This window comes from Peptoclostridium litorale DSM 5388 (assembly GCF_900141635.1).
GTDB lineage: Bacteria > Bacillota > Clostridia > Peptostreptococcales > Peptostreptococcaceae > Peptoclostridium > Peptoclostridium litorale.
The window spans coordinates 13,914-37,513 of sequence record NZ_FSRH01000002.1; the positions used below are offsets into that span (position 1 = coordinate 13,914).

At 38.5% G+C, this 23,600-nt stretch carries 21 protein-coding genes and 1 pseudogene; 8 read left to right on the plus strand and 14 right to left on the minus strand.

Annotation, left to right across the window (positions count from 1 at the left end):
- Nucleotides 1-14: 14 nt before the first annotated feature.
- Nucleotides 15-310: pseudogene (locus BUQ87_RS15510) on the minus strand (IS1380 family transposase); the annotation flags it as partial.
- 442 nt (nucleotides 311-752) lie between these two features.
- Between BUQ87_RS15510 and BUQ87_RS01760 the strand changes: the two are divergent.
- Nucleotides 753-974: a hypothetical protein gene (locus BUQ87_RS01760; RefSeq protein ID WP_159434252.1), complete on the plus strand. Its 222-nt coding sequence runs from the start codon at nucleotides 753-755 to the stop codon at nucleotides 972-974.
- A 94-nt stretch (nucleotides 975-1,068) separates the two neighbouring features.
- Here the strand turns inward: BUQ87_RS01760 and BUQ87_RS01765 are convergent, their stop codons facing one another.
- Nucleotides 1,069-1,440: a VOC family protein gene (locus BUQ87_RS01765; RefSeq protein WP_038265431.1), complete on the minus strand. Its 372-nt coding sequence runs from the start codon at nucleotides 1,438-1,440 to the stop codon at nucleotides 1,069-1,071.
- A 288-nt stretch (nucleotides 1,441-1,728) separates the two neighbouring features.
- Between BUQ87_RS01765 and BUQ87_RS01770 the strand changes: the two genes are divergently transcribed.
- Nucleotides 1,729-2,289: a GNAT family N-acetyltransferase gene (locus BUQ87_RS01770; protein ID WP_038265429.1), complete on the plus strand. Its 561-nt coding sequence runs from the start codon at nucleotides 1,729-1,731 to the stop codon at nucleotides 2,287-2,289.
- 11 nt (nucleotides 2,290-2,300) lie between these two features.
- On the opposite strand, the gene BUQ87_RS01775 is transcribed toward BUQ87_RS01770, so the two are convergent.
- Nucleotides 2,301-2,654, minus strand: a complete 354-nt coding sequence (locus tag BUQ87_RS01775) for a hypothetical protein (protein WP_038265426.1) — start codon at nucleotides 2,652-2,654, stop codon at nucleotides 2,301-2,303.
- 143 nt (nucleotides 2,655-2,797) lie between these two features.
- Nucleotides 2,798-3,739, minus strand: coding sequence for a DHH family phosphoesterase (locus tag BUQ87_RS01780; RefSeq protein WP_038265423.1), 942 nt, complete (start codon nucleotides 3,737-3,739; stop codon nucleotides 2,798-2,800).
- 315 nt (nucleotides 3,740-4,054) lie between these two features.
- Between BUQ87_RS01780 and BUQ87_RS01785 the strand changes: the two genes are divergently transcribed.
- Nucleotides 4,055-4,963, plus strand: coding sequence for a DUF2156 domain-containing protein (locus BUQ87_RS01785; protein ID WP_077216576.1), 909 nt, complete (start codon nucleotides 4,055-4,057; stop codon nucleotides 4,961-4,963).
- A gap of 13 nt (nucleotides 4,964-4,976) precedes the next feature.
- Nucleotides 4,977-6,155 carry a GNAT family N-acetyltransferase gene (locus tag BUQ87_RS01790; RefSeq protein ID WP_038265421.1) on the plus strand — a complete coding sequence of 393 codons (1,179 nt, stop codon included), beginning with the start codon at nucleotides 4,977-4,979 and terminating at the stop codon, nucleotides 6,153-6,155.
- A gap of 77 nt (nucleotides 6,156-6,232) precedes the next feature.
- Here the strand turns inward: BUQ87_RS01790 and BUQ87_RS01795 are convergent, their stop codons facing one another.
- Nucleotides 6,233-6,412 (minus strand): hypothetical protein, encoded by a 180-nt coding sequence (locus BUQ87_RS01795; protein WP_038265418.1) that lies wholly within the window; start codon nucleotides 6,410-6,412, stop codon nucleotides 6,233-6,235.
- A gap of 246 nt (nucleotides 6,413-6,658) precedes the next feature.
- On the opposite strand from BUQ87_RS01795, the gene BUQ87_RS01800 reads away from it, so the two are divergent.
- A complete protein-coding gene (locus BUQ87_RS01800) occupies nucleotides 6,659-7,024 on the plus strand; it encodes an encapsulin-associated ferritin-like protein (RefSeq protein WP_038265415.1) in 366 nt (121 codons plus the stop codon).
- A gap of 56 nt (nucleotides 7,025-7,080) precedes the next feature.
- Nucleotides 7,081-7,875: a family 1 encapsulin nanocompartment shell protein gene (locus BUQ87_RS01805; RefSeq protein ID WP_038265412.1), complete on the plus strand. Its 795-nt coding sequence runs from the start codon at nucleotides 7,081-7,083 to the stop codon at nucleotides 7,873-7,875.
- 58 nt (nucleotides 7,876-7,933) lie between these two features.
- Here BUQ87_RS01805 and BUQ87_RS01810 read toward each other — a convergent pair whose 3' ends face one another.
- Together BUQ87_RS01810 and yneA are read right to left on the minus strand one after the other, a co-directional pair.
- Nucleotides 7,934-8,890 carry a tyrosine-type recombinase/integrase gene (locus tag BUQ87_RS01810; RefSeq protein ID WP_038265409.1) on the minus strand — a complete coding sequence of 319 codons (957 nt, stop codon included), beginning with the start codon at nucleotides 8,888-8,890 and terminating at the stop codon, nucleotides 7,934-7,936.
- A 482-nt stretch (nucleotides 8,891-9,372) separates the two neighbouring features.
- Nucleotides 9,373-9,642, minus strand: a complete 270-nt coding sequence (yneA, locus tag BUQ87_RS01815) for a cell division suppressor protein YneA (RefSeq protein ID WP_038265407.1) — start codon at nucleotides 9,640-9,642, stop codon at nucleotides 9,373-9,375.
- Between the two features lie 266 nt (nucleotides 9,643-9,908).
- On the opposite strand from yneA, the gene lexA reads away from it, so the two are divergent.
- Nucleotides 9,909-10,532 carry a transcriptional repressor LexA gene (gene lexA / locus BUQ87_RS01820; protein WP_038265405.1) on the plus strand — a complete coding sequence of 208 codons (624 nt, stop codon included), beginning with the start codon at nucleotides 9,909-9,911 and terminating at the stop codon, nucleotides 10,530-10,532.
- 198 nt (nucleotides 10,533-10,730) lie between these two features.
- Here lexA and BUQ87_RS01825 read toward each other — a convergent pair whose 3' ends face one another.
- From BUQ87_RS01825 to miaB, 7 genes are all read right to left on the minus strand, one after another.
- Nucleotides 10,731-12,653 (minus strand): type I glutamate--ammonia ligase, encoded by a 1,923-nt coding sequence (locus BUQ87_RS01825; RefSeq protein WP_038265402.1) that lies wholly within the window; start codon nucleotides 12,651-12,653, stop codon nucleotides 10,731-10,733.
- A gap of 286 nt (nucleotides 12,654-12,939) precedes the next feature.
- The gene (locus tag BUQ87_RS01830) at nucleotides 12,940-14,217 is read right to left on the minus strand and encodes a methionine gamma-lyase family protein (protein ID WP_038265399.1); all 1,278 of its coding nucleotides are present in this window, start codon (nucleotides 14,215-14,217) and stop codon (nucleotides 12,940-12,942) included.
- A 266-nt stretch (nucleotides 14,218-14,483) separates the two neighbouring features.
- Nucleotides 14,484-14,732: an RNA chaperone Hfq gene (hfq, locus tag BUQ87_RS01835; RefSeq protein ID WP_038265397.1), complete on the minus strand. Its 249-nt coding sequence runs from the start codon at nucleotides 14,730-14,732 to the stop codon at nucleotides 14,484-14,486.
- Nucleotides 14,733-14,785: 53 nt separating this feature from the next.
- A complete protein-coding gene (gene miaA / locus BUQ87_RS01840) occupies nucleotides 14,786-15,730 on the minus strand; it encodes a tRNA (adenosine(37)-N6)-dimethylallyltransferase MiaA (RefSeq protein WP_038265394.1) in 945 nt (314 codons plus the stop codon).
- Nucleotides 15,731-15,745: 15 nt separating this feature from the next.
- Nucleotides 15,746-17,989, minus strand: coding sequence for a DNA mismatch repair endonuclease MutL (mutL, locus tag BUQ87_RS01845; protein ID WP_038265583.1), 2,244 nt, complete (start codon nucleotides 17,987-17,989; stop codon nucleotides 15,746-15,748).
- Between the two features lies 1 nt (nucleotide 17,990).
- Nucleotides 17,991-20,663: a DNA mismatch repair protein MutS gene (gene mutS, locus BUQ87_RS01850; RefSeq protein ID WP_038265581.1), complete on the minus strand. Its 2,673-nt coding sequence runs from the start codon at nucleotides 20,661-20,663 to the stop codon at nucleotides 17,991-17,993.
- A gap of 56 nt (nucleotides 20,664-20,719) precedes the next feature.
- Entirely contained in the window at nucleotides 20,720-22,150 is a 1,431-nt protein-coding gene (gene miaB, locus BUQ87_RS01855) for a tRNA (N6-isopentenyl adenosine(37)-C2)-methylthiotransferase MiaB (RefSeq protein WP_038265392.1), read from the minus strand.
- A 339-nt stretch (nucleotides 22,151-22,489) separates the two neighbouring features.
- Here miaB and rsmH point away from each other — a divergent pair, with 339 nt between their 5' ends.
- Nucleotides 22,490-23,539 carry a 16S rRNA (cytosine(1402)-N(4))-methyltransferase RsmH gene (gene rsmH / locus BUQ87_RS01860; RefSeq protein ID WP_038265390.1) on the plus strand — a complete coding sequence of 350 codons (1,050 nt, stop codon included), beginning with the start codon at nucleotides 22,490-22,492 and terminating at the stop codon, nucleotides 23,537-23,539.
- Nucleotides 23,540-23,600 lie beyond the last annotated feature (61 nt).

Here is a 23,600-nt window from a genome sequence, read left to right on the forward strand (position 1 = left end):
TATAAAATTTTAATAATAACCACCTTTTCTGAAGTACGTTCGGTATTGGTAACAAAGAAGAAGTATTGATATTCCTCGCCTTCGATGAGCGAAAATTGCATTCTTTCTTTTTCTCATTTATTAAGCTTGGTGAAAAGTTCAGTTGATTCTCTGCCTTCTTCACCCTTAACAAATAGAATAGATGGGTCCATTACTTGTAACGCAAGTATTGAATACACTTTACCCTTAATCAAATAATTGCAACCAAGAATTCTATAATTTTAATGATTTCTTCATCAAAGCAGCCGCTGTCCATTCTGAACAGTATTTTTTTACAGCCTTATATGTTTATTTTAAATCCAGAGTGTATTTTTCTGTTTTTTAATCTTTGTCAATATTTGGTCTATTCGTAAAAACAACAATTTACGACAAGTATTAGAACGTGTTTGAAAAATAGTTTTTGCATGGTTCCCATCATATGCTAAAATATCATAAAAGCGTATGAAAGGAATGATAACCATTATGGCACTAAAACGTTATGAATTAACGGATGAAGAATGGAAAAAGATCGAAGATTTACTGCCACCAGAGCGTATAGGCTAAAAAAGGGGCGAAGTCTGGGCAGATAAGGGATATGATACGGATGCAATTTTTAGGTTTTATTTGTGTTGCTTCCATTCTTTTATGGCTCAAATAGTTAGTTGATCATTTTTCAAACACGTTCTAATTTAAACAGGCATATAAAGCGGCAAGAGGTTCTCTTGCCGCTTTATATGCCTGTAAAACTATCACAACTTTTATATTCTTTCGCGGAAAATACACCAAGTTCATGTTTTGTTCCTGTTGCACAATATATTATAGAGGAAGGATCTTTTGCTGACCTTATAATTGTGGAAGGGAATCCAGTGGAAGATCTGGACATAATCGCTAATAAAGACAACATGAAGCTGATTATGAAAGATGGTGAAATATATAAAAATATGCTTTTAATGTGATTAGAAGGATCCCTTCAAGGGTCCTTCTGTAAGGCTGTTTCATATGCGTTTTAAATTAACCAAGGAGAATTTTAATTCTTCCTTGGTTAATTTTTTATTTGGCATCTTTATCTTCCTGCCAAAGTCCGAATACATTGTTTTCGGTGTCGAGGCATACGGCCATATATCCCCAGCTGGGAACAGATGTCTTTCCCTGTATTATTTTCCCTCCTAAACTTTCAACTTTGAGCATGTATTCGTCTACGGAATCAACTCCCATGAAATTGGTCATCCGCTGCTCACTCTCCATCCTCTTGCCAAGGCCTCCTCCAACGCCGGCGTTTCCATCAATATCTTTGCTTTCAAAAAGATAGTATTCCATTTCACCAGGTATGGCTTCGAATTTCCAGTCGAAAAGCTCTTCGTAGAAATTCTTAGCCCTTTCAGGCTGATCTGCTGCAATGTCAATGTGAACTACAGTAGGCATTCTATTACCCCCTTTATAATCTATTGAAGTTAGTAATATGATACCCTGATAGCTGCAGACGAAAGCAGTTTTTATTATGCTGTGATAAACTGTCGGCGGCTTAATATGCCTATTAGCATTGCAATTCCCCATGTTTTTATCTGGAGGTGATTATTGTACATATTCATATATTTGACCTTGAAATGGCTTCGTCAATGCTTAAGTCACTACAAATTATAATAAATGATTTAAAAACAGACTTTGTGGAAATAATGATATAATAAGCAGTTGAAAAGGGAGGCGGGTTGATTGATTACAGGGGAGAAGACCATCATAAGACAACTTGAAGCGGGGGATGAAAAGTATTTTTATAAATGGAGAAATGATGTAAATGTAATGGGCTACAGTGAACTGAAATACGGATTTTTAATGAGTCTTGATGCGTTCAGGATAGGAATACAAAAATATATCCAGAGCACCGAAATGTTTCCCGAAGAGAAGATGTTCATGATATGCAAAAAACAAGACATGCTGCCGATAGGAGATATAACCTATAGGAATTGGGACAAGAGAAACAGGTCCGCAGAACTTGGAATTGAAATAGGAGATATGGATGAGCGTAAAAAAGGTTACGGAAAGGATGCTCTTATAAATTTTATAGATTATATGTTTAATTTTTTAAACCTAAACAAAGTCGAACTCAAAGCAATTGTAGAAAACGAATATGCAATAAAGCTATACAAGGAGATTGGGTTTACAGAAATAGGCGTAATAAGGCAAGCTGTCTTTAACAGCAGAAAAGGGAGCTACAGCGACATTTTGTATATGGATATTCTAAAAGGAGAATGGAAATCACAGTTTCCAAAATAAAAAATACCATTCTATCTTATTAGCCGTTTATATACATATTCCCCTATCTGAATCAGGACCCCGGCTAGTAAACAGATAATTACGCACTTGCCCATGAATGCTACCCCGGACATATCTTCCCAGCCTAATATGGAGTCCATAACCATTACAGTCAAGCCTAAAAATGTCCCTACAAATGAAAGTGTGGATATATAGACGAGACCTAGGTATGAGGAAACGCAGATTATGAAAGACATCATCAAAAGAAGCCTTATAATGTTATTGTACTCAAATCCAAACGGAGTGAAATTGACGAGATTTAGCATTACAGCTATCAATACGAATGCTTTGATCCACCACTCATTGTATCTTGAATTGTCTCTCATAACCGCTCTACCTCCCGTCTCGATTGATTCTTTGGGACTGCGTGTGTTAGATTTTTTCAGTAGGGAAGCCCCCTACATATCGGATTATCTCCCGGTCTATGCAAAACACACACTTGAGTCCGCAGTTAGTACAAAATATCGCTTTAGTTTTGAAAAAGTCTTTGGAGTAAATCTAATATGACTTCGTCTTTTATCTGGTTTCCGCTTGCCTTTGCATGGCCTCCGCCTCCGAACAATTTTGAGAATTCGCCAAGGTTTATGTCATCTCGTATGGTCCGATAAGATACGTAACCATCCATGTTTATCATTGCAACAAAGTCAATATCGGGATTCAATTTACAAAGCTCATTTCCGAGCTCTGAAATGTACCTTTCTGCAAAAACGACACCCACATTGAAGCCGTTTGTTTTTATTGTTTTAAGCAGGCTATTTTTCCTTTCTATATATTCCTGCCTTTTCCTTTCTTCTATTGATAATAGGAACTCCTCGTTTGTTGTTATAAGTAACTGGCCAAATACTTCAAGCCTTTTTAGCACAATATCCATAAAAGTAAATTTTCCGTATATGTAGAGCAGATCGTCCCATATTTTAGGCTCTTCGTCTTCGTATTTTGTATACCATTCCCAGGTGTCATATCTCCTTACGATTTCAATGAATGACTTTACTCCAGGAGTCGATATCTTCATCTTTTGCACCGCATCTTTTGCAGTTCCAATAATATGTTCATAAAGCAATGACATCGCACAGTGCCTGGAACTGTCTTTTTTATATTCTTCCACAGTAGCCCATTCATATTTATCCAAATAAATAGCTGTTTGATGGTGGTCAATAAGACAGAGCTTCCTCTTGAGCGCTTCTAATGAATCGATTCTTTTGGCCGTATCCTCTCCAAAAGACATGTCGCAAATGTATACGTATTCGTAGCTTGCATATCTTCCAGAGTCTATAAATTTGTTGATGTTGTGTTCAAATCCGTCATATTCGCAAAACTCACAGTCGATGTTTTCCTTGCCGTAATATCGCTTTAGGAGTATGGAACATCCGACACCGTCTAAATCGGTATGAGTAAACAATTTGATTTTCATGAGGCACTGTCCTTTCGTACTTTGACATATAACATATTATAAGAGGAAATGCTGTCTTTAATATAAAAAGAAGGTGAGCTGGAGAAGCATTATCCTTCTCATGTGAACATTTTCCTCGGCTAACCAATTTTTTTATTAGTTATACCCATATCAATTTCCATACAAATGCGTTTATTCCAAATTATTTTCAAATACATAAATCCATAAGAGTATCTGTTTAAAGAGTTTATAATAAATGCCTTGTGTATTCACATATACAATAGTCAACAAAACTATACCGGTTGAGGGTACTTTGCTTTTGTGTTAAAATATATAGTGAGAGAGGAGTTGATAGTTATTTTCAAGGCGGTAGATATAGAAGATAAGGAGATAATAACGCAGTACCTGAAAAAGGGATATCACGAGGCCTGCGAATACAGCTTTACGACTATGTTCATGTGGCAGCATTATTATCATACAAAATATTACAGGGGTGATGACTACATAGTTCTTCTTGGTGAGTATGAAGACGAGTCGTTTACTGTTATGCCCCTTTCAGATAAGGCGAATATGAAAAGTGCATTTGAATTCATATATGATTATTTTGATGGAAAAGGCCTGGAGTTTTCAGTCAGGGCTGCTACAAAGGAGTTTGCAGACTTTCTGGAAGAGCATTATCCAGATAGATTTTTAATACGAGAGGAAAGGGATTATTTCGACTATGTATACGATGCCGAAAAGCTTAGAACCCTTTCAGGCAGGAAATACAGCAAGAAAAAGAACCACTACAATCATTTTAAGAAGACCTATTTAGGAAGATATGAATACAAAAGGCTGACCCAAAATGATTTTAACGAGTGTATAGAATTTCTAAAAAAATGGAGCATGCAAAAGGGTGAAGCTGATGACACTCTCGAAAATGAGATTATAGCCATCAAGAAGCTTTTAGGCAATTACGGCAGATTGGATGTCAAGGTTGGAGGCATATTCATAGATGGAAGGTTGGAGGCGTTTTCGATTGGAGACCGTGTAAATGAGGACATGGCAATAGTGCATGTTGAAAAGGCGAATTCGGACATTAGAGGTCTTTATAATGCCATAAACAAGCTGTTCCTTTTAAATGAATTTCCTGATGTAAAATATGTCAACAGAGAGGAAGACATAGGGATAGAAGGTCTTAGAAAAGCTAAGCTTTCATACAATCCAATAAGGTTCGTTGAAAAATACTCTGTGTTGGAAAAATAAGAGGGTGATTATAATGGCTGTTGAATATGCAAGGGATGAAGATAAAAATGATATAATTATGGCCTGGAAGTACTGCTTTGGCGATTCGGAAAAGTATGTGCAGTACTATTTTGGAAACAGATACAGCCCGGACACTACACTTGTATTAAGGGAAGATAATATAATAAAGGCATCGCTTCAAAAGAACAAATATAATCTAAGCATCTCGGGGCAAAGCTACGATATTCCCTATATAGTAGGGGTTTTGACGCTTCCGCAGTACAGGGGATACGGATATATGGGGACACTTTTGCAAAAGGCTTTGGAGAAAATGCATTCGGAAGGCTCTCTAGCCAGCATTTTAATGCCTGTTGACAACAGGATATACAGGAAGTTTGGGTTTGAAAACATAGCATACCAGCGTGAATACAGCATGCAAATGGGCAGCTTGCCAAAATTCAAAAGAAGCAGATGTTTTGAGAGCGTCGATGGGACAAATCAGCATCATTTGAAGCAGCTTTGCAAGGTGTATTCAAACTGCATTAAAGACAAGAATCTGTACGCTATAAGGGATGAAGCATATTTTGAAAATCTGATCAAAGAGATTGAATCTGAAGATGGCTACATCTATATGTCCAATTATGAAACCGGCGGCTGCGACGGGTATATAGCCTATGTCATAAGCGATAATATTTTTATTGTAAGGGAGATGATGTATGAAAATATAGACTCGTTAAAATCCATGCTCGGCTTCATACATTCCCACGGCACTCAGGTTGAAAATATTGTGATAAACACGTTTGAAGACGACTATATATGTGATATTATACCTAACCTCAGAAAAGGTGTTGATATAAAGACCAAACTGTTTTTAATGGGCAGAATAGTCAATGCAGAGGGTTTTATTGAAAGAATGAAACCGGCATTTGATTTTAAGAGCCTGAAAATCGGAATATATGACGAGCTGCTTGAGCACAATAATTCGGGATTTGATATAAAATGTAGTTCGGGGCTAGTTGAGGTTGAAAGAATAGGGTTAGAGGAGTGCGATATCCAAATGGATATTTCGGCTTTTTCCCAGCTTGCATTTTCGGGGATAAGCGTGCAAAAGATCCTGTTTTTAGGACGTATTGAAGTGAATAACCCTCTCTCCATTAAAACGCTGGAGAGGCTATTTTTCAAAAGAGCAAACTTTTTTAATGAATACGTATAGCTGCTTATATCCATGTCTTAATAATTGAAACTGAATAAAAAAACAGCCGTTTACACAGGCTGTTTTTTTATGAAAAGCTATATCTCTTTGAACATTGAGAGTATTTTAGTGTTCTTTTTTGCCTTTGAAGCAATTTCTTCGATGTACTGCCTGTCTGAGCCGCTTTGGACAGCAAATGACTTAAGCTGCTCTATGCTTTTTTCCAGTTCAGCTATATTTTCGCTGAACATCTTGGCTTGCTGTTCTTTGACATTCATAAATATCCCTCCCCGAGGTGTAAAAAATAAAGTCGATAATATCATTTCGTTTAATTGTTACCCTCCCCAAAATGCTTTATTCAGCGCTAAAATAAGTTTTTAGATTTGAAATTTTCTAAATATTTAATTTTAGACCAACTCTTGGCTAATATGTCATTTTTGTTTGCTGATTTTGATACTGGGGTATCAAATTGGATATATGTCAATTATTTATGCAGACAACAAATAATAAGAGGGGGTTTTTATATGTCGGTAGATTACCATGAGGCTCCAGATGTTTTGGATGAAAGGACTAAGAACATAGCGAGGGCGCTAACAAGCCTTAAGGAGGAGATAGAGGCTGTGAACTGGTACAACCAAAGGGTTGCAGCTTCAAATGACGAATCCCTAAAGGCCATTCTTGCCCACAACAGAGATGAGGAGATAGAACATGCCTGCATGGCTCTTGAATGGCTCAGAAGAAATATGCCTGAATTTGATACTCAGCTTAGGACTTATCTTTTCAAGGATGCGCCTGTAACTGAAATAGAGGGAGATCAAGGCGGAGAACCAGGTTCGCCTTCAGCCAAAAGTGGCACAGGACTTTCGATAGGAAGCATGAAAAACAAATAGCTGTATTGGCTGTTTTGAAAAATACTATTAAAAAAGATCATAAGGGAGGAATTGATATGGATATTTTAAAAAGGGAATTGGCTCCTATTATAAATGAGGTTTGGGCGGAAATAGACTCCAGGGCAGCAAAGGTGCTTCAAACCTATCTTTCGGCAAGAAAAGTTGTAAATGTTGACGGTCCAAAGGGGTGGGACTACACTGCCATAGCCGAGGGAAGACTTGATGTCAAAGAGGAAAAAGACGGCGTGAAAATGGGCATATACAGGGTGATGCCTCTACTAGAAGCGAGAGCTGAATTTGAACTGGACAGATGGGAGCTTGACAACCATGCAAGGGGAGCTAAGGACATAGACTTTTCATCACTCGAAGAGGCTACAAGGAAAATAGCCATGTTCGAGGACGATGTTATATATAATGGACTTGATGAAGCTTGCATAATAGGGCTAAAGGATGCGTGCAAAAATCCTCCTATAGACATGGAAGACGGGGAAGAAGGTATAATGGATGCCGTTTCAAAGGGAATGCTGACGCTTCAGGATGGATTTGCCCAAAAACCATATACTCTAATAGTTGGAGAAAAGGGCTGGAGAAGAATAAATTCAAAGGTACAGGGATATCCTCTTGCCGACAGAATAAGAAACATGATAGGGGGAGAAATAATATTCAGCCATGTTGTTGGAGATGCTCTTTTGCTTCCTCAGGATCATGAAGATCTTGAAATGACGATAGGAAGGGATCTTTCCATAGGATACAGCGAACACAGCGCCAAGAAGGTGAAGCTTTTCCTTACTGAATCCTTTACATTTAGGGTTTTGGCGAATGACATAATAGTAAAATTCAACCTTGTATAAACGAAAAAGCCCCTGCAGGGGCTTTTGGTTTGCCTTCGTATGTTGATAAGGTTGTTTGTTATATTCCAAAATCGAGCTTTTTCATTTCTTTCTTCCTCTCGTCCATGCTTATCTCATGGGCGTATATCTTCATTGTTATGTCGGGAGAGCTGTGTCCCAGTATAGCGGAAAGAGAAGGTATGCTCATCCCGCTTTTCAAGGCGTAGCTGGCGAAATTATGTCTAAGGTTGTGAGGAGTGATCTTTTTATCTATTCCAGCCCGTTTTACAATCGAGTTTATTATATTTTCGACGTTCTTAGGGTGCATATGGGAGCTTTTAGCCCCGCTTTTTTTATCCTTGTGCTCTGACCTGAATATGTATGGGGAATCCATATTGTATCCCTTGCTTTCGAACTCGGCTATCAAATCCTTGAAGTCTAGATATTCATACCTTATATCCCTTTTGAGGGGGACTATCCTCTCCTTGCTGCCCTTCCCGAGGACTGTTATTTCGTTCGAGCGGGTGTTCACATCGGACCACTTGAGCGATACTATCTCGGAGCGCCTCATTCCCGTGAATATCATCATCATGAAGAGGAATCTGTTTCTCACTTTATGATAGAGGTTGTATCCGCTTGCATCTTCTATGTCCTTTTCGAGAACATCCAATATAGCCTTTATCTCATGAGGCTCAAGCACCTGTTTTTTGGCGGCGGAGTGTTTTCTTATGAGCTTTATGTTACCCGCAAAGTTTTCATCTATGTAAGATCTGTTGTGCATGTATACGATAAGGCTTTTTAGTATGTTCCTTTTTGTGTTGAGTGTGTTTACCGAGTAGTCCGGGTCCATGTCGTCTATGTAGTCGAACACCACCTGTTTGAAATCGAAGTCTGCATCGTATTCGTTCTTTCTTATGTATACTAAAAAATTGTTGAGACAGGATGAATAATTCAAAATGGTGTGTTTTGACTTTTTTTCGGAAGATAGTTTTTTTAAAAATCTCTCTATAGTGTTTTCTAATTTTGCTAAGTTCATTGCGGCCTCCTATGTTTACATAATTATAGTATGGTGAACCTTGGTGGAGATGCTTCATTTTGGTTTTGCTGTACGGTTTATATTCTCATTGGCAACTGATATTTCTTGAAAAAAGCATAGGCAGTAATGGCGAAAGGAAAGCAGTGTCCGATATCCTGAAAATACAGTTTTACTATAATTAAATATTATAGTAAAACGGATGTAATTGCAATATAGTATCGATATAAATATAAACATGTGCAAATGCACGCGGAAGAACATTGCCTTTTAAAACTTAAAATAACAATAATCCCAACTGTTTTACTATAATGAAATGTATTTTTCTGTTTTGAATTATAAAATTTACAAATATTTGATCTACCCTTGCTGTTTTATAGCTTATTTGTGACAAAGAAAAAGCACAAACTTGCCTACATTGAGCGTAAGGCGGCTTGAGCTTCATGACAGATACGCTGCTATATTATTGTAATGATGGAATGGATTTATTTTATTGGAACCAGTATCGTATCCCCTGGCGTTATTGTAGAATTTTCTATGTTGTTTATTCTTTTGATCTCATATATATATTCTCTTATGTCAATATTGTCGCTATTGTTTTTTTGAGCTATTTCCCAAAGCGTGTCTCCGGGTTTAACGACCACCCTCTCCACTATTATGGCCTTATTTTTGAATTCTGGCTTTCCGTATGCAAATACAGTATATAGGTTCAATGTGGTTAACAGTAATAATATTATGTAGAGATATTTTTTCATGGCAAATCCCCCTTATAAAGTTTTAGCGAACCGCAGTTTGCGAACGTAAGTTCTGAACGTCTGTTCTTAAGAAAATAATACCAGAACGTAGGTTCTGTGTCAATGTTTTTCAGAACATTTGTTTGTATTTTTTCGCAAAAAATGATATACTTTATTTAGTAGGATGTGATTCCTATATCAACTCTTAAGTTTTAAACCTTTTAACAAATTGAGTTTTAGCTTACCGAGATATGTATTATTATTTCATATGGAAAGGGGTTATATATATGTGTTCTGAACTCACTAAAAAACAAGAAGATATATTGAATTTCATAAAAACGGAGATATCTCAAAAAGGATATCCACCTTCAGTAAGGGAGATATGTGCAGCTGTAGGTTTGAGGTCTACGTCAACTGTTCACAGTCACTTGAACAAGCTTGAGAAAAAGGGCTACATAAAAAAGGACCCGAGCAAGCCAAGGGCAATTGGTGTCGTGTGCGACAATGATGAAAACCTGTCTGAAAAGCATACTGTAGAGGTTCCGATAATAGGGGATGTTACGGCAGGAGAACCGATACTTGCGGTACAAAACATAGAAGAGTATGTTCACCTTCCAGAGAGCTTTATTCAGGGAAATGACAATTTCATACTGAAGGTAAAAGGCGAATCAATGATCGAAGCCGGAATACTTGACGGAGACTATATAATAGTAAACAAGCAGTCAACAGCGTTAAACGGCGAGATTGTAGTGGCTCTTGTGAACGAGCATACGGCGACTGTAAAGAGATTTTACAGGGAAGATGGCAGAGTGAGGCTTCAGCCTGAAAATTCAACAATGGAGCCGATATATGCTCAGAGCGTAAATATACTTGGTGTGGTAAAAGGTCTTTTCAGAAAGAATGTCAAATAAAAAAGCATATGACCACGACTTACGGTTGCCATATGAATGAGCATGATTTCAAAATATGGGATTTCATGCTTGTGAACAGGCAGTATAAAAGTAATGTTATCGAGAAGAGCGCAAATAGACGTTATATTGATATAATAATAATTAATAAAAAAGCCCCCAGCTATTCATTTAAGCGGGGGCTTTTATGGTCAATACTTATTAAAACTGGTTCTTTTTGTATACCGAGTAAAGCTTTTTAAGTTCAGACATTTTTGAAGTCATTTCTATCTGAAGGTCAGAAGCCAGGTTGTAGTCCTTGCTTTCGAGAGCATTTTTGATCCTTGTGAACATAGAAGACTTGTCCATGCTGTCTTTCATCAAGAACCATCTCATGCCATTTATCTTGTTCCACATTACAACGTCTAGGTCTGATATGTCATCTGTAACAGGTATTTTCTTGCATTCTCTTACAATCTCCATGTTTCTTGGGATTATTCTTCCCATAAGTTCGTTTATCCATCTTTGAAGTATTGTAGCTCTATACGAGTTTACTGTATCCTCTGTGAAAATGTCATTTTTAAGAAGGACTTCTTTCTTGTCTATGCTGCTTTTGCATGACTTTATATTTTCCAATACTGTTCTTGGAGGGTTTCCAAACAGCTTTGATCTTTCTTCGTCGCTGTAGTATTCGAATACGTCCTCTTCGCTTCTATACTCCCTGAATGTTTCCAGATAGAAGCCTTCTTCTCCGTATTTTTTTGAAAGCTCGTCTTCAAGCTCTTTCATGCTTCTCTTTTGAGCAAATACCGCATTCATTCCGTCAACCATTGCCTGATAGCATGCTGCAAGAAGAAGGTAAGTGTTCGAATGCGGGTTTGGCGCTCTTAGTTCGAATCTTGTTGCAAGAGGGTTTTCAAAATCCTTTATAAGGCCTATAAGTATAGATCTGTTTCTTGAAGGTTCATCCTTGCTTTTGCCTAGCGATGTAACCACGCATACAGGGGCCTCAAAACCAGGCTTTAATCTGTTAAGTGCATCGTTTGACGCCGTTACGAATGGGTTTATAACTTCGTAGTTTTTAAGTATCCCCATCAAAGAGCCATATGCTATGGAGGTCATGTATTCGCTTTTCATGTCCTTTGGCGAGAACAGGTTTACGAATCTTCCGCTTTTAAGTTTTGCAGCAACTCCTATGTGAGTGTGCTCCCCACTTCCGGCAACCCCTTCTATAGGTTTTGCATTGAATGTAACTTCAAGTCCGTATACATTGAAGACGTCTGTTATAAGATTTTTTATGAAAAGCTCGTTGTCTGCAGCTTGAAGAGCTGTGCTGTATTTCCAGTCGATTTCAAGCTGTTCCATGAAGTGTCCTTCCCTGTCAACACCTATGCTGTGCCTTACTCCTCCGACTTCTTTGTGACCCATTTCAGGTTCAAAGCCGTAAAGGCCCATAAGCCATATTGATTTCTCCATGGCTGTTCTGACTACTCCCTGAGTCCTCTTCCAGTACTGTTCTTTCAGATTTTGTGATATAGAAAGCTGCTCTTCGTCTATTATGTCGTCAGGGGTGTTGACCCAAAACTCAAGCTCTGTAGCAGAAGTCAGGACAAGCTCGTTTATTTCGTCGAATGAACCCACTCCTATTTCTTCAAGTGTGTGGTCGTTTTTAGAAAGCACATTTAAAACTTCTGATTTTAGATTTGATATTGCATTTTTAAGTATTGATCTTGAACCGACATTACGGTTTCCGTGAATTAGGAAACATGGAATTCTAAGTGTTCCAACAGGCTTACTATCTCCTGGGTTTACATTGTCGAAATTGTAGTCGACATACCAGTTCACATCCTTGTCCGGTATTATCATTACTTTGGCGTCGTTCAAAGTAGCTATGCCAGGAAGATAAACACTAGAGCCGTCTGTTTGTATTCCTGACTCTAAAAATTGTTCAATATCTTCTATGAAAAGGTCTATTGGAATTCTCTCGTCAGTGTCTTGTCCTCCAAGATCAACTCCCGCAAGAGACACGAACTGAACTTCTGAGTGAGAATTAAGTATTTTTCTAAGGCTTTCTGGTGAATTGTTTTCTTTTGTAATGTAATACAAAAGGTTTGATAAAATGTTTTCATTTAGGCTTCTAAGCATGGTAAACCTCCCAAAATCTGAATTTATTCTAAAAAAGAAATTGATATACTATAAAACCGCTGTATGTACGGTGCGTTTCCGGAAATAAAGTTCGTGAATAGACGAACTTTATTTTGATTAATCCACTTAAAGTCTACGATATTTATTGAAATTATATATTATAGATGGCTTTTTGTAAAGTGGTATTGTGTAAAAAAACAAAATATTTTTAGTTTAAAAATTCAAATATGTATATATAATAAAATAGCTGTATGGCTATGCCATCAGCTATTTTATTATATTGTTTTTATTTATCCCTAAGCATTTGAGAATATGCACTTATGGTTCCGAATTTCGAGTGAGTATAAGTAAGCCCTCCCTGAAAATATACTATATATGGAGGTTTTATAGGCGCGTCGGCGCTTAGCTCTATTGAAGAGCCCTGTATGAACGCACCTGCAGCCATTATCACCTTCGAATCGTATCCGGGCATATCCCACGGTTCAGGAGACACGAACGAATCAACCGGCGCGGCCGCTTGGATACCCTTGCAAAATGAAATTACGTCTTTTTCGCTTCCAAGTTTTATAGACTGTATTATGTCGCTCCTGTTTTCAGTAGGCTTTGGAAGGACTTCATATCCAAGCTCTTCGAAAAACTTAGAGCAAAATACAGCGCCCTTTAAAGCTTGGCACACAGTATATGGGGCTAAAAACAGACCTTGAAGCACATTCCTTGTGACTCCAAATGTAAGTCCGCATTCCTTGCCTATCCCCGGGCAAGTGAGCCTGTATGAAACTTTTTCCACAAGCTCTTTTTTCCCTACTATGTACCCTCCGGTAAGCGCCAGTCCTCCGCCTGGGTTTTTTATAAGAGAGCCGGCCATTATGTCAACTCCCACATCTGTAGGCTCTCTTGTCTCTATGAATTCGCCGTAGCAGTTGTCCACCATTACGATTATATCTTCTTTTACCTCTTTGACAGCACGAACTATTCTTTCTATGTCGTCTATGCTCATGGATTTTCTCCAGCTGTAGCCTTTAGACCTTTGTATGTATGCCATTTTTGTCTTTGAGGATATGCTCTTTTTAATTGTCTCTATATCGGGGTTTCCATCTTCCAAAAATTCCACTTGATTATATGTTATGCCAAGCTCAGAAAGAGATCCTGTAGATGCCCTTATGCCTATCACTTCTTCAAGAGTGTCATACGGCCTCGAAGTACACGAGAGTATTTCGTCCCCGGGCCTTAACACCCCAAATAGGCAAAGTGAAAGTGCGTGTGTTCCATTTACAATATTAGGTCTCACTATTGCATCTTCAGTGTTGAATACATACGAATATATCTGTTCGACCTTTTCCCTGCCGATGTCATTGTATCCGTATCCAGTCGCCCAGTTGAAATGGGTATCGCTCAGATTTGCCTTTTGCATTGCCTTTAGAACTTTGTACTGATTATACTCTTGGATTTTTTCCATGGATTTGAACTGATCTTGAATAGATGATTCTATTTTTTGCGAAAATGCAACTACATCCTGCGGAATTGAAAACTGCTTACAAAGTATGTCATTAGTGCCTATATCCAAATAAATCACCTGCTTAAGCTGTATTTTATGTAAAACTACACTATCTGAAATTTTATCATAAAAAAATTGCATGTTCAATCGTTTGTTTGGCATAGAGCATGCATCTTTTTCATAACGATAAATTAAAGCCGCAGACTTGTTGTATGTCTACGGCTTTAATTTAAAGCTCTTTTTAGTTATATGTCCATTTGCTTGTTCGGCTACTCATCAATAAAACTGAAAGCATGCTAATGCTGACTGTTTAACATGAATATCACACTTTGAATCTATTCAGGAGTAGAAGGATTCACATTGCTTGTGAGATTTATGTTTTGACTGGGAATTATTGTAGATATGGCGTGTTTGTATATCATCTGCTGTTTCCCGTCAGTGTCGAGTACTACTATATAACTGTCAAATCCTCTTACCAATCCCTTGAGCTGGACTCCATTCATCAGAAATATTGTTATTGCTATTTTTTCTTTTCGAGCTTGATTTAAAAAATAGTCTTGAAGATTGATAGAATTACTCTTCACAATCAGCACCCCCTAATATAATAATATTATATATGGCATAATGTATATGCGGCCTACCTATTTGAAAGCATATGCTCAATATAGTCTATGACAGATTTTTCAAGTGCACTGTAGTCATCGAACTCGTCTATATTAAACCATTTTGCAAAGTCATATCGCCTAAACCAAGTAAGCTGCCTCTTGGCATATCTTCTGCTGTTTAGCTTTACTTCTTCAACAGCTTCCTCTAAAAAATAAAGCCCCTCCAAGTGACATATAATTTCTTTATACCCTATTCCTCTCATTGAAATCATATTTTGGGTGCAGCCCATTTCCAAAAGCTGTCTGACTTCGTCTAAAAGGCCATCTTCCATCATTATGTCGACCCTCTTGTTTATCCTGGAGTATAGGTGCTCCCTGTCTCTGTTTAAAACTATCAGTATGGGATCGTATTTTGTGCTTGGCTTTGGAGCGCTTGCAAAATCCTTTTTTTCATTTCCAGTCTCATAATATATCTCAAGAGCCCTTATGACTCTTTTTACATTGTTTGGATGGATATTGTCCGCATTTTCAGGAGATACGGCTCTTAGCTTTTCATGGAGTTTTTCCGGCCCATGTTCATTTGCAAAATCCCTGAGCTCTTTTCTGAGTTTTTCATTGGACTGTGAGCTTGAAAAGTCCATATCATACAGGAGCGAGTTTATATAAAGTCCTGTCCCGCCGGCTACAATTGGTATATGCCCGTTTGAATGGATATCCTCTATATAGCCCTCGGCTAGTCTGCAAAACTCCGCCACAGAAAAATCTTCAGAGGGCTCGACTACATCTATCATGTAGTGATTCACTCCGTCCATTTCCTCTATTGATGGTTTTGCTGTTCCCTTGTCCATGTGCCTATATATTTGCATTGAATCCGCTGATATTATGCTTGTATTGTACTTGTGGGCCAGCTTTATCGAAAGGTCCGTCTTTCCAACCGCTGTGGGCCCGGCTATTATTATTAATGGTATTTTGCCCATATTAACACATCCTGTCTATATTATCCTTTTAAACATTTTTTCAATTTCCCTTTCAGTCAGTTCGACTATTACCGGCCTTCCATGGGGACAGGTGAAGGAATTTGAGCAGAGAGAAAGGTCATTTAAAAGCCTTTTGATTTCCATATCGTAAAGCACATCTCGAGCCTTCACTGCGGATTTGCATGCTTTTGAAGCGAGCTTCTCCAGCTTGAATTCATATGATCTGTCTTTCGAGTCAAGCTCGTCTATTATTTCATATATGAACTTTTCGGATTCGGGATGTCCGAACATATTGGGTACCGACCGTATTATTATGGAGTTCATTCCATACTGCTCTATCCCAAATCCGAATTTTTCGAAAAACTCCATGTTGCTTTCGACCACTCCCATGTCAGTCAGCGAGAGGTTTATCACTACCGGATCCATGAGAATCTGGCTGGATATACTCTGGTTTTCAAATGCATTTATATATTTTTCAAACATTATTCTCTCATGCGCTGCATGCTGGTCTATCATGAACATGGATTTTTCAAACTGTGCTATTATATATGTGTTGAATAGAGTCCCTACTATTTGAAATGCTCCTATGTTATTGTTTTTATTGTTTCCGCTGTTGTATCTGTTATTTTCTTTATCTGCGCTATTGTCTGCTGGCATACTGCCCTTAAAATTGATATTATTAAGTTTGCTTGCCTCACTATCATTTCTGCTGGTTGACGATATACTAGTGGAAATTCCATCTGTTTTTTCGCAATTTTGATGATTATGGGCATTGGATTTAATATTATCACCAATATCCAGGTTTTTAGTGCCAGAATTACAAATGCTTTTTGCTGGTACTCCAAATGCTGTTTCGCTTTCTTTTATTGCTGCGCTCTTATGTTTACTGTCAGTCTTTTTTTCTGTATATTCTTTAGGTGGCAGTATGTCCACTGGTTTTTCAAAATGAGCCTGCACTTTTTCGGCACTAACTTTCTCTTTTATTGAATCCGGCGGAACAGATGTTGCAGCCTCTTTAGATAGGATAGAAAGCTGGTTTTCGCACTCTTTTATACTGCCGCTTATTCTGTCCATATTGTAGCCTATGGTGTTCTTTGAAGAATTGGTATTCTCAGTCGAAGCTGCAATAGGCTGATTTGAAATGGATATTTTAATATCTTCCGTAAATATATCATCTATTATCTTTTTTTCTGGACTGTTTGCCGTTAACCCATTATTAAGCATGTCATTCATTGATAGTGAATAATGCCTGTATTTTGGTATTATATTGCTTTTCAAAAGTATTCCCTCAAGCGCGCTCTTGAATTCTTTGTACAACATATGCTCGTCCTTGAACTTGACCTCTAGCTTTGCAGGGTGTATGTTTACATCAACGTCTTTTGGGTCTATATTGATGTTCAAAAAGCATATTGAATGCTTGTTAAGAGGTATGATGGACTTGTACGCCTCATTTATGGAGTTTGAAAGGGCATAATTTCGCACTGTTCTTCCATTTATATATACATATTGAAGGCTCTTGTTGTTTCTGTATACGGATGTGTTCGATATATAGCCCCATATCCTCATATCCCTTATCTCCATGTCCACCTGTATGAGGTTTTGAGATATGTCCTTGCCGTGTACGGCCCTTATGCAGTTTGTGACATCCCCATCCCCTATAGAGGAGAACATCTCCTTCTTGTTGTTTATATACTCGAACTTTATGTCTGGATACCCCACTGAAAACTTGTTTATTATATCGCTTATCTGGATGGTTTCAGACCTGTCTGACTTTAAAAACTTTTTCCTTGCTGGCACATTGAAAAAAAGGTCACTCACAATTATGGTAGTTCCGTTTACGGTTCCCACAGCCTCTCTTGAGATGAGTTTTCCAGCCTCATATGAGAGTTTGGTTCCAGCCTTTTCGCACGCTGTCTTTGTGACTATTTGCACCTTTGAAACGGAAAGTATGCTCGAAAGCGCCTCGCCTCTAAATCCAAGTGAAAATGTCTTGTAAAGGTCTTCTATGCTCTTTATTTTGCTGGTGGCATGCCTTAAAAATGCCTTTTCGGCTTCGCTTGAATCTATGCCGCAGCCGTTGTCGGTTATCCGTATCAGCTTTTTGCCGCCCTCTTGGATTTCCACTATTATCCTGGTGGCGCCTGCATCTATTGAGTTTTCTATAAGCTCTTTTATCACAGATACGGGACGCTCCACAACTTCGCCGGCGGCTATTTTGTTTATTGTAAAATCGTCGAGAACATTGATCTTATTCTTCAAATTAATCATCCCCAAGCATTTTTGCCTCTTTTTGCATTGTGTACAGATAGTTCATTGCGTCCAGAGGTGTCATGTTGATTATGTCTAGTTTGGCTATGTTTTGTATCATTATATCTTTTTTATAGTCGAACATGCTGACCTGCTCTTTTACATGTATCGCCTCCTTTGAATGGGCCAAAGAGCACTCAGGCTTTTCCTCCTGAATGGTTTTAACATTACTAGCCCTGGCGCCTGATGAAATCTTGCTTTTGTTGTCGGATATCTTTTTTTCCTCAAGTCTTTCGAGAATCTCCTTCGACTTGTCTATTACGCTTTCAGGAAGCTTTGCAAGCTTTGCAACGTGTATTCCGTAGCTCTTGTCTGTTCCGCCTGCTATTATCCTTCTGAGGAACACTATGTCTTCACCGTTTTCCTGAATGTCAACGGAGTAGTTTTTTATGCCAGGAAACTCGTTTTCCAGTTCAGTAAGTTCGTGGTAGTGCGTTGCAAAGAGGGTCTTGCAGCCTATATCGTCGTGTATGTGTTCCACTATTGCCCATGCAAGACTGAGTCCGTCGTATGTGCTTGTGCCTCTTCCTATCTCGTCCAGTATTACAAGGCTTTTTGAACTGGCATTATTGAGTATTTGCGCCACCTCCGACATTTCCACCATGAATGTGCTCTGGCCCTGTGAAAGGTCATCGCTTGCCCCAACTCTTGTAAATATCCTGTCTAGAAGAGGTATTTTCGCGTTTTGTGCTGGAACGAACGAGCCTATGTGCGCCATAAGGCATATGAGGGCCACCTGCCTCATGTATGTCGACTTTCCAGCCATGTTAGGCCCTGTTATTATTCCTATGAATTTGTCATTGTCAATTGCGGTGTCGTTTGGTATGAAGCACTGGTCTTTTGACATCGTCTCTATGACAGGGTGTCTTCCAGATTCTATGTCTATGTCTCCTGATTTTGAAATTGCAGGCTTTACGTAATTGTTTTCATTTGCAACCTGTGCAAGTGAGTTTATTACGTCGAAAGAGGCTATTATCTTTGCTGCATTTTGAATTCTTACGATTTCGCCGTAAACCTTGTTTCTTATGTCTACAAATATCTCGTATTCAAGGCTTTTTATCTTTTCCTGGGCAGATATTATCTTTTCTTCCACCTCTTTAAGTTCTGGGGTTATGAACCTTTCGCAGTTGCTCAGCGTCTGCTTTCTGGTGTAGTTTTCAGGAAGCTTGAAATCCTTAAGATTTGTCTTTGTTATTTCTATATAGTATCCAAACACCTTGTTGAAGCCTATTTTAAGCGACTTTATGCCGTTTCTTTCCTTTTCGCTTTCCTCTATGCTTTTTATTATGTTTGCTCCGTTTATGGAAAAGTCCCTAAGCTCCTTTACCCTCTCGTCAAAAGACGCTTTTATTATATTTCCGTCTTTTGAGGAAAAAGACGGCTCATCCAGTATAGACTCTTCTATTAGCCTTTTGACATCTGAAAGCTCGTCAAGGCTTCCTGAAAGTTCCATAAGGTTTTTGTGACCGGACTCTGTGACAAGTTGTTTTATTGACGGAATCCTAGCTATAGAGTTTTTGAGATTTATAAGCTCCTTTGGGTTTATCTTTTCAAATGCTATCTTTGCGCAAAGCCTCTCTATGTCGTATATCTCCCTGAGCTCTTTAGACATGTCATCCCTCAAGGCAAAATCAGAAAAGAGTTCTTCTATCATGTCCAGCCTTTTGCTAATCTTATTCTCTGATACCAATGGCTCATCGACCCATTTTTTGAGGAGCCTGCTGCCCATGCATGTCTTTGTCTTGTCCAGAACGTGAAGAAGGGTTCCTTTTTTACTCGAGCCTCTTATCGTCTGTGTGAGCTCGAGGTTTCTTCTCGTGAAGCCGTCGAGCTTCATGAAGTCATCCTGGCTGTAAAGGTGTATCTGGCTTATGTTTGATGCCGACTGTTTTTGAGTCTGAATTATATAGCTTAAAAGCCCGTCTATGCTCTTTAGAACTGATTCCTTGCCCTTCAGACCCGCATTTGCAATGTGTTCCTCTCCGAAACAGTCGACTGTGGCTGAAGATGAGCCGTCAAAATAGGAATGAGAGTCTTCATTTATATATATGGATAGTCCGAAGCATGAGTTCTTAATGTGGTTTTTTAATGAGTCGTCGCTGAATATTATTTCAGTTGGCTGGATCTTGCCTATCTCCTCGCCCAGTTCGTGCTTGCTTATGCCAGTGCAAAAAAGGTCTCCCGTGCTTATGTCCACATATGAGATTCCGCAGTCATAATCAGCCTGCATTGAGAATATTGACATTAAATAGTTGTTTTTGCTGTTTTCCAAAAAATTGTCCTCTATTATGGTTCCGGGGGTTATAACCCGTACAACATCCCTTTTGACAAGTCCTTTTGCGGCAGAGGCGTCTTCCGTCTGCTCGCATATCGCGACCTTCAGACCGCTTTTTATGAGACGTCCTATATAGTTTTCAGCGGAGTGGTAAGGCACGCCGCACATTGGCGCTTTTTCCTCAAGACCGCAGCTTTTGCCGGTAAGGGCTATTTCTAGTATTCTGGACGCTTCAATTGCATCGTCGAAGAACATTTCGTAAAAATCCCCCAGCCTGAAAAACAGTATGCAGTCCTTATGGTTTGACTTTATCTGCATGTACTGCTTCATCATTGGAGTGAGTTTTTCCATCACAATCGTTCCCTCCTTGTGTGTAAGCAAAAGCACTCTCGAAAGAGTGCTCTTTTTTACTTGTGTACTATTCCGTTTAGTGAAAATGTCTTAGGGTCTGTTATCTTTACGTTTACAAGCTGTCCCACAAGATCCGAGCCGCCTTCGAAGTTTACAAGCTTGTGCTGGCTCGTTCTTCCCATAAGCCTTGAAGAGTCAGTTTTGCTCTGTCCTTCAACAAGAACCTCGACAATCTCGTCCTGGTAGCTTTCGTTTATTTTGGCGCTTATCTCGTTCACCTTGTTCATGAGCCTGTTTAGCCTTTCTTTTTTAACGTCCTCTTCAACCTGGTCTTCCATAGTTGCCGCAGGTGTTCCTGTCCTCTTTGAATATATGAATGTAAACGCCGAATCGTATTCGACATTTTTCACAACGTCAAGAGTGTCTAAAAAGTCCGCTTCAGTTTCTCCAGGGAAACCTACTATTATATCCGTAGAGAAAGCCATGTCGGGGATTTCTCTTTTTATCTTTTCAACAAGAGCAAGGTAGTGCTCTTTTGTATATCTTCTGTTCATCTTCTTTAAAACTTGGCTGCTTCCCGACTGGAATGGCAGATGAAGATGCCTGCACACCTTTTTGCAGTCCCTCATAGCATATATAAGCTCATCTGAGAGGTCCTTTGGATGAGAGGTCATGAATCTTATTCGTTCTATTCCATCTATTTCATTTACCGATCTTAGAAGCTCTGCGAAAGAGTGCTGCTCTGCAAGAGTCTTTCCATAAGAGTTGACATTTTGTCCAAGTAGCGTTATCTCTTTTGCGCCTTGAGATGCGGCAAGCCTTATCTCGTCAAGTATCTCCTTTGGATGCCTGCTTCTTTCCCTTCCCCTTGTATAAGGCACTATGCAGTATGTGCAGAAGTTGTTGCATCCGAATGTTATGTTCACATACGCCTTTAGATCAAACTTTCTTATGCTCCTCATGCCCTCTATGACCTGTCCGTCTATGTTCCATACGTCAACTATTGTCTTCTTTGAACTAAACGAATCGTATATATACTGCGGAAGCTTGTGAAAATTGTGAGTTCCAAATATGGCATCGACATGCCTGAATGACTTGTTAATTTCAGCTACCACATGTTCTTGTTGCATCATGCAGCCACAAATCATTATTTGGAAGTCAGGATTTTTATTCTTTATGGTCTTCATGTGTCCTAGCTTTCCATAGACCTTAAGTTCAGCATGTTCCCTCACAGCACATGTATTGAATATTACAAGGTCTGATTCATTTATGTCTGAAGCCTCTTCATAACCCATCTTCATAAGCATGAAATTCATCTTTTCAGAGTCATGTTCGTTCATCTGACATCCGTAGGTTGTAGTGAAATATGTTTTTTTCCTGCCCGTTTTTTCAAAGTGTTCGTCGTTTATTGCTCTTACTTTTCTTATATATTCCTCTTGCATTGCCATCTCTTCCTGAGGGGCTATAGTTTGTTTTCTTTCGCCCAATTGTAACAACTCCTTAAACTCTAATTACTTTGATTTATTAGTATTTTCTCCGATTGAGAATCAAATTTAATTATATCATAAAAGAAAGTATTATAAGAAAGAATTTTAGAGCTTTTAAAGTTGCGGTGAAATAAAAAAACAGGTTGATATGTACAGGCTCATCAACAATGGGCTTTAAGTTTGCATTTATGAATCGTATTTGCTAATATGATTTATAACATCATTGCAAAACGATGTTAATAATTGGATGAAAGGTGGAAGAAAGAATGAGCCCAACGTTTTATAGAACATCAATTTCAAATTTCGAATTCACAAACGAAAATTTAGTGAGGATATGCAATGGATAATCAAGAGAAAAAATACGAGCGACGTGTTCGATATAAAGGCACTCACCCTAAATCTTTTAAAGAAAAATATAAGGAACTGCAACCAGATAAATATGCAGATACTGTGGCAAAAGTTATTCGAAAGGGCAGCACGCCTGCCGGCATGCATATCTCAATTTGCGTTAATGAAATATTAGAATTCTTACAAATTACTCCCGGACAAATTGGATTAGACGCAACACTAGGTTATGGCGGCCATACTTTAGAAATGCTTAAATGCTTAGATTCAAAGGGACACTTGTATGCACTTGATGTAGATCCTATTGAATTGCCGCGTACTAGGGATCGTTTAGAGAGTTTAGGTTATGACTCCAAAATTTTAACGATCAGGCAATTGAACTTTTCCAATATAGATCAAATCACGGCCGAATCAGGACCGCTAAATTTTGTATTAGCAGATCTAGGTGTCTCTTCAATGCAAATAGACAATCCTGAAAGAGGATTTTCATATAAGACTGAAGGGCCATTGGACTTACGACTTAATCCTAAAAAAGGCATATCTGCTGCAGAGCGTTTAAAAAATATTTCACAAGATGAATTACATGGTATGTTGATAGAAAATGCGGACGAGCCTCATGCCGAAGCAATCGCTCATGCTATTATTTCTGAAATTAAAAAGGGAACAGACATATCAACAACAACTCAGCTCCAACATATAATCAAAGAGGCTCTGAAATTCATACCGGAAAATAAAAGAAATGATGAGATCAAAAAATCCTGTCAACGATCTTTCCAAGCGTTGCGAATTGATGTAAACAGTGAATTTGAAGTGTTATATGAATTTTTGGAAAAACTTCCTGCTGCCCTTGCTGAGGGTGGGCGTGTTGCCATACTTTCTTTTCATTCAGGAGAAGATCGTCTTGTCAAAAAATCGTTTAAACGTTTATTTCGTGAAGGCGTTTACCGAGAAATTTCTCCTGAGATTATCCGCCCATCGGCAGAAGAATGTAATATCAATAGTCGTGCTCGTTCTACAAAAATGCGTTGGGCTATAAAAGCATGATTTGTAAATGAGATTTAAAAATGATGTTTTTGACATCATCAAATAAATCAATACATTGTAA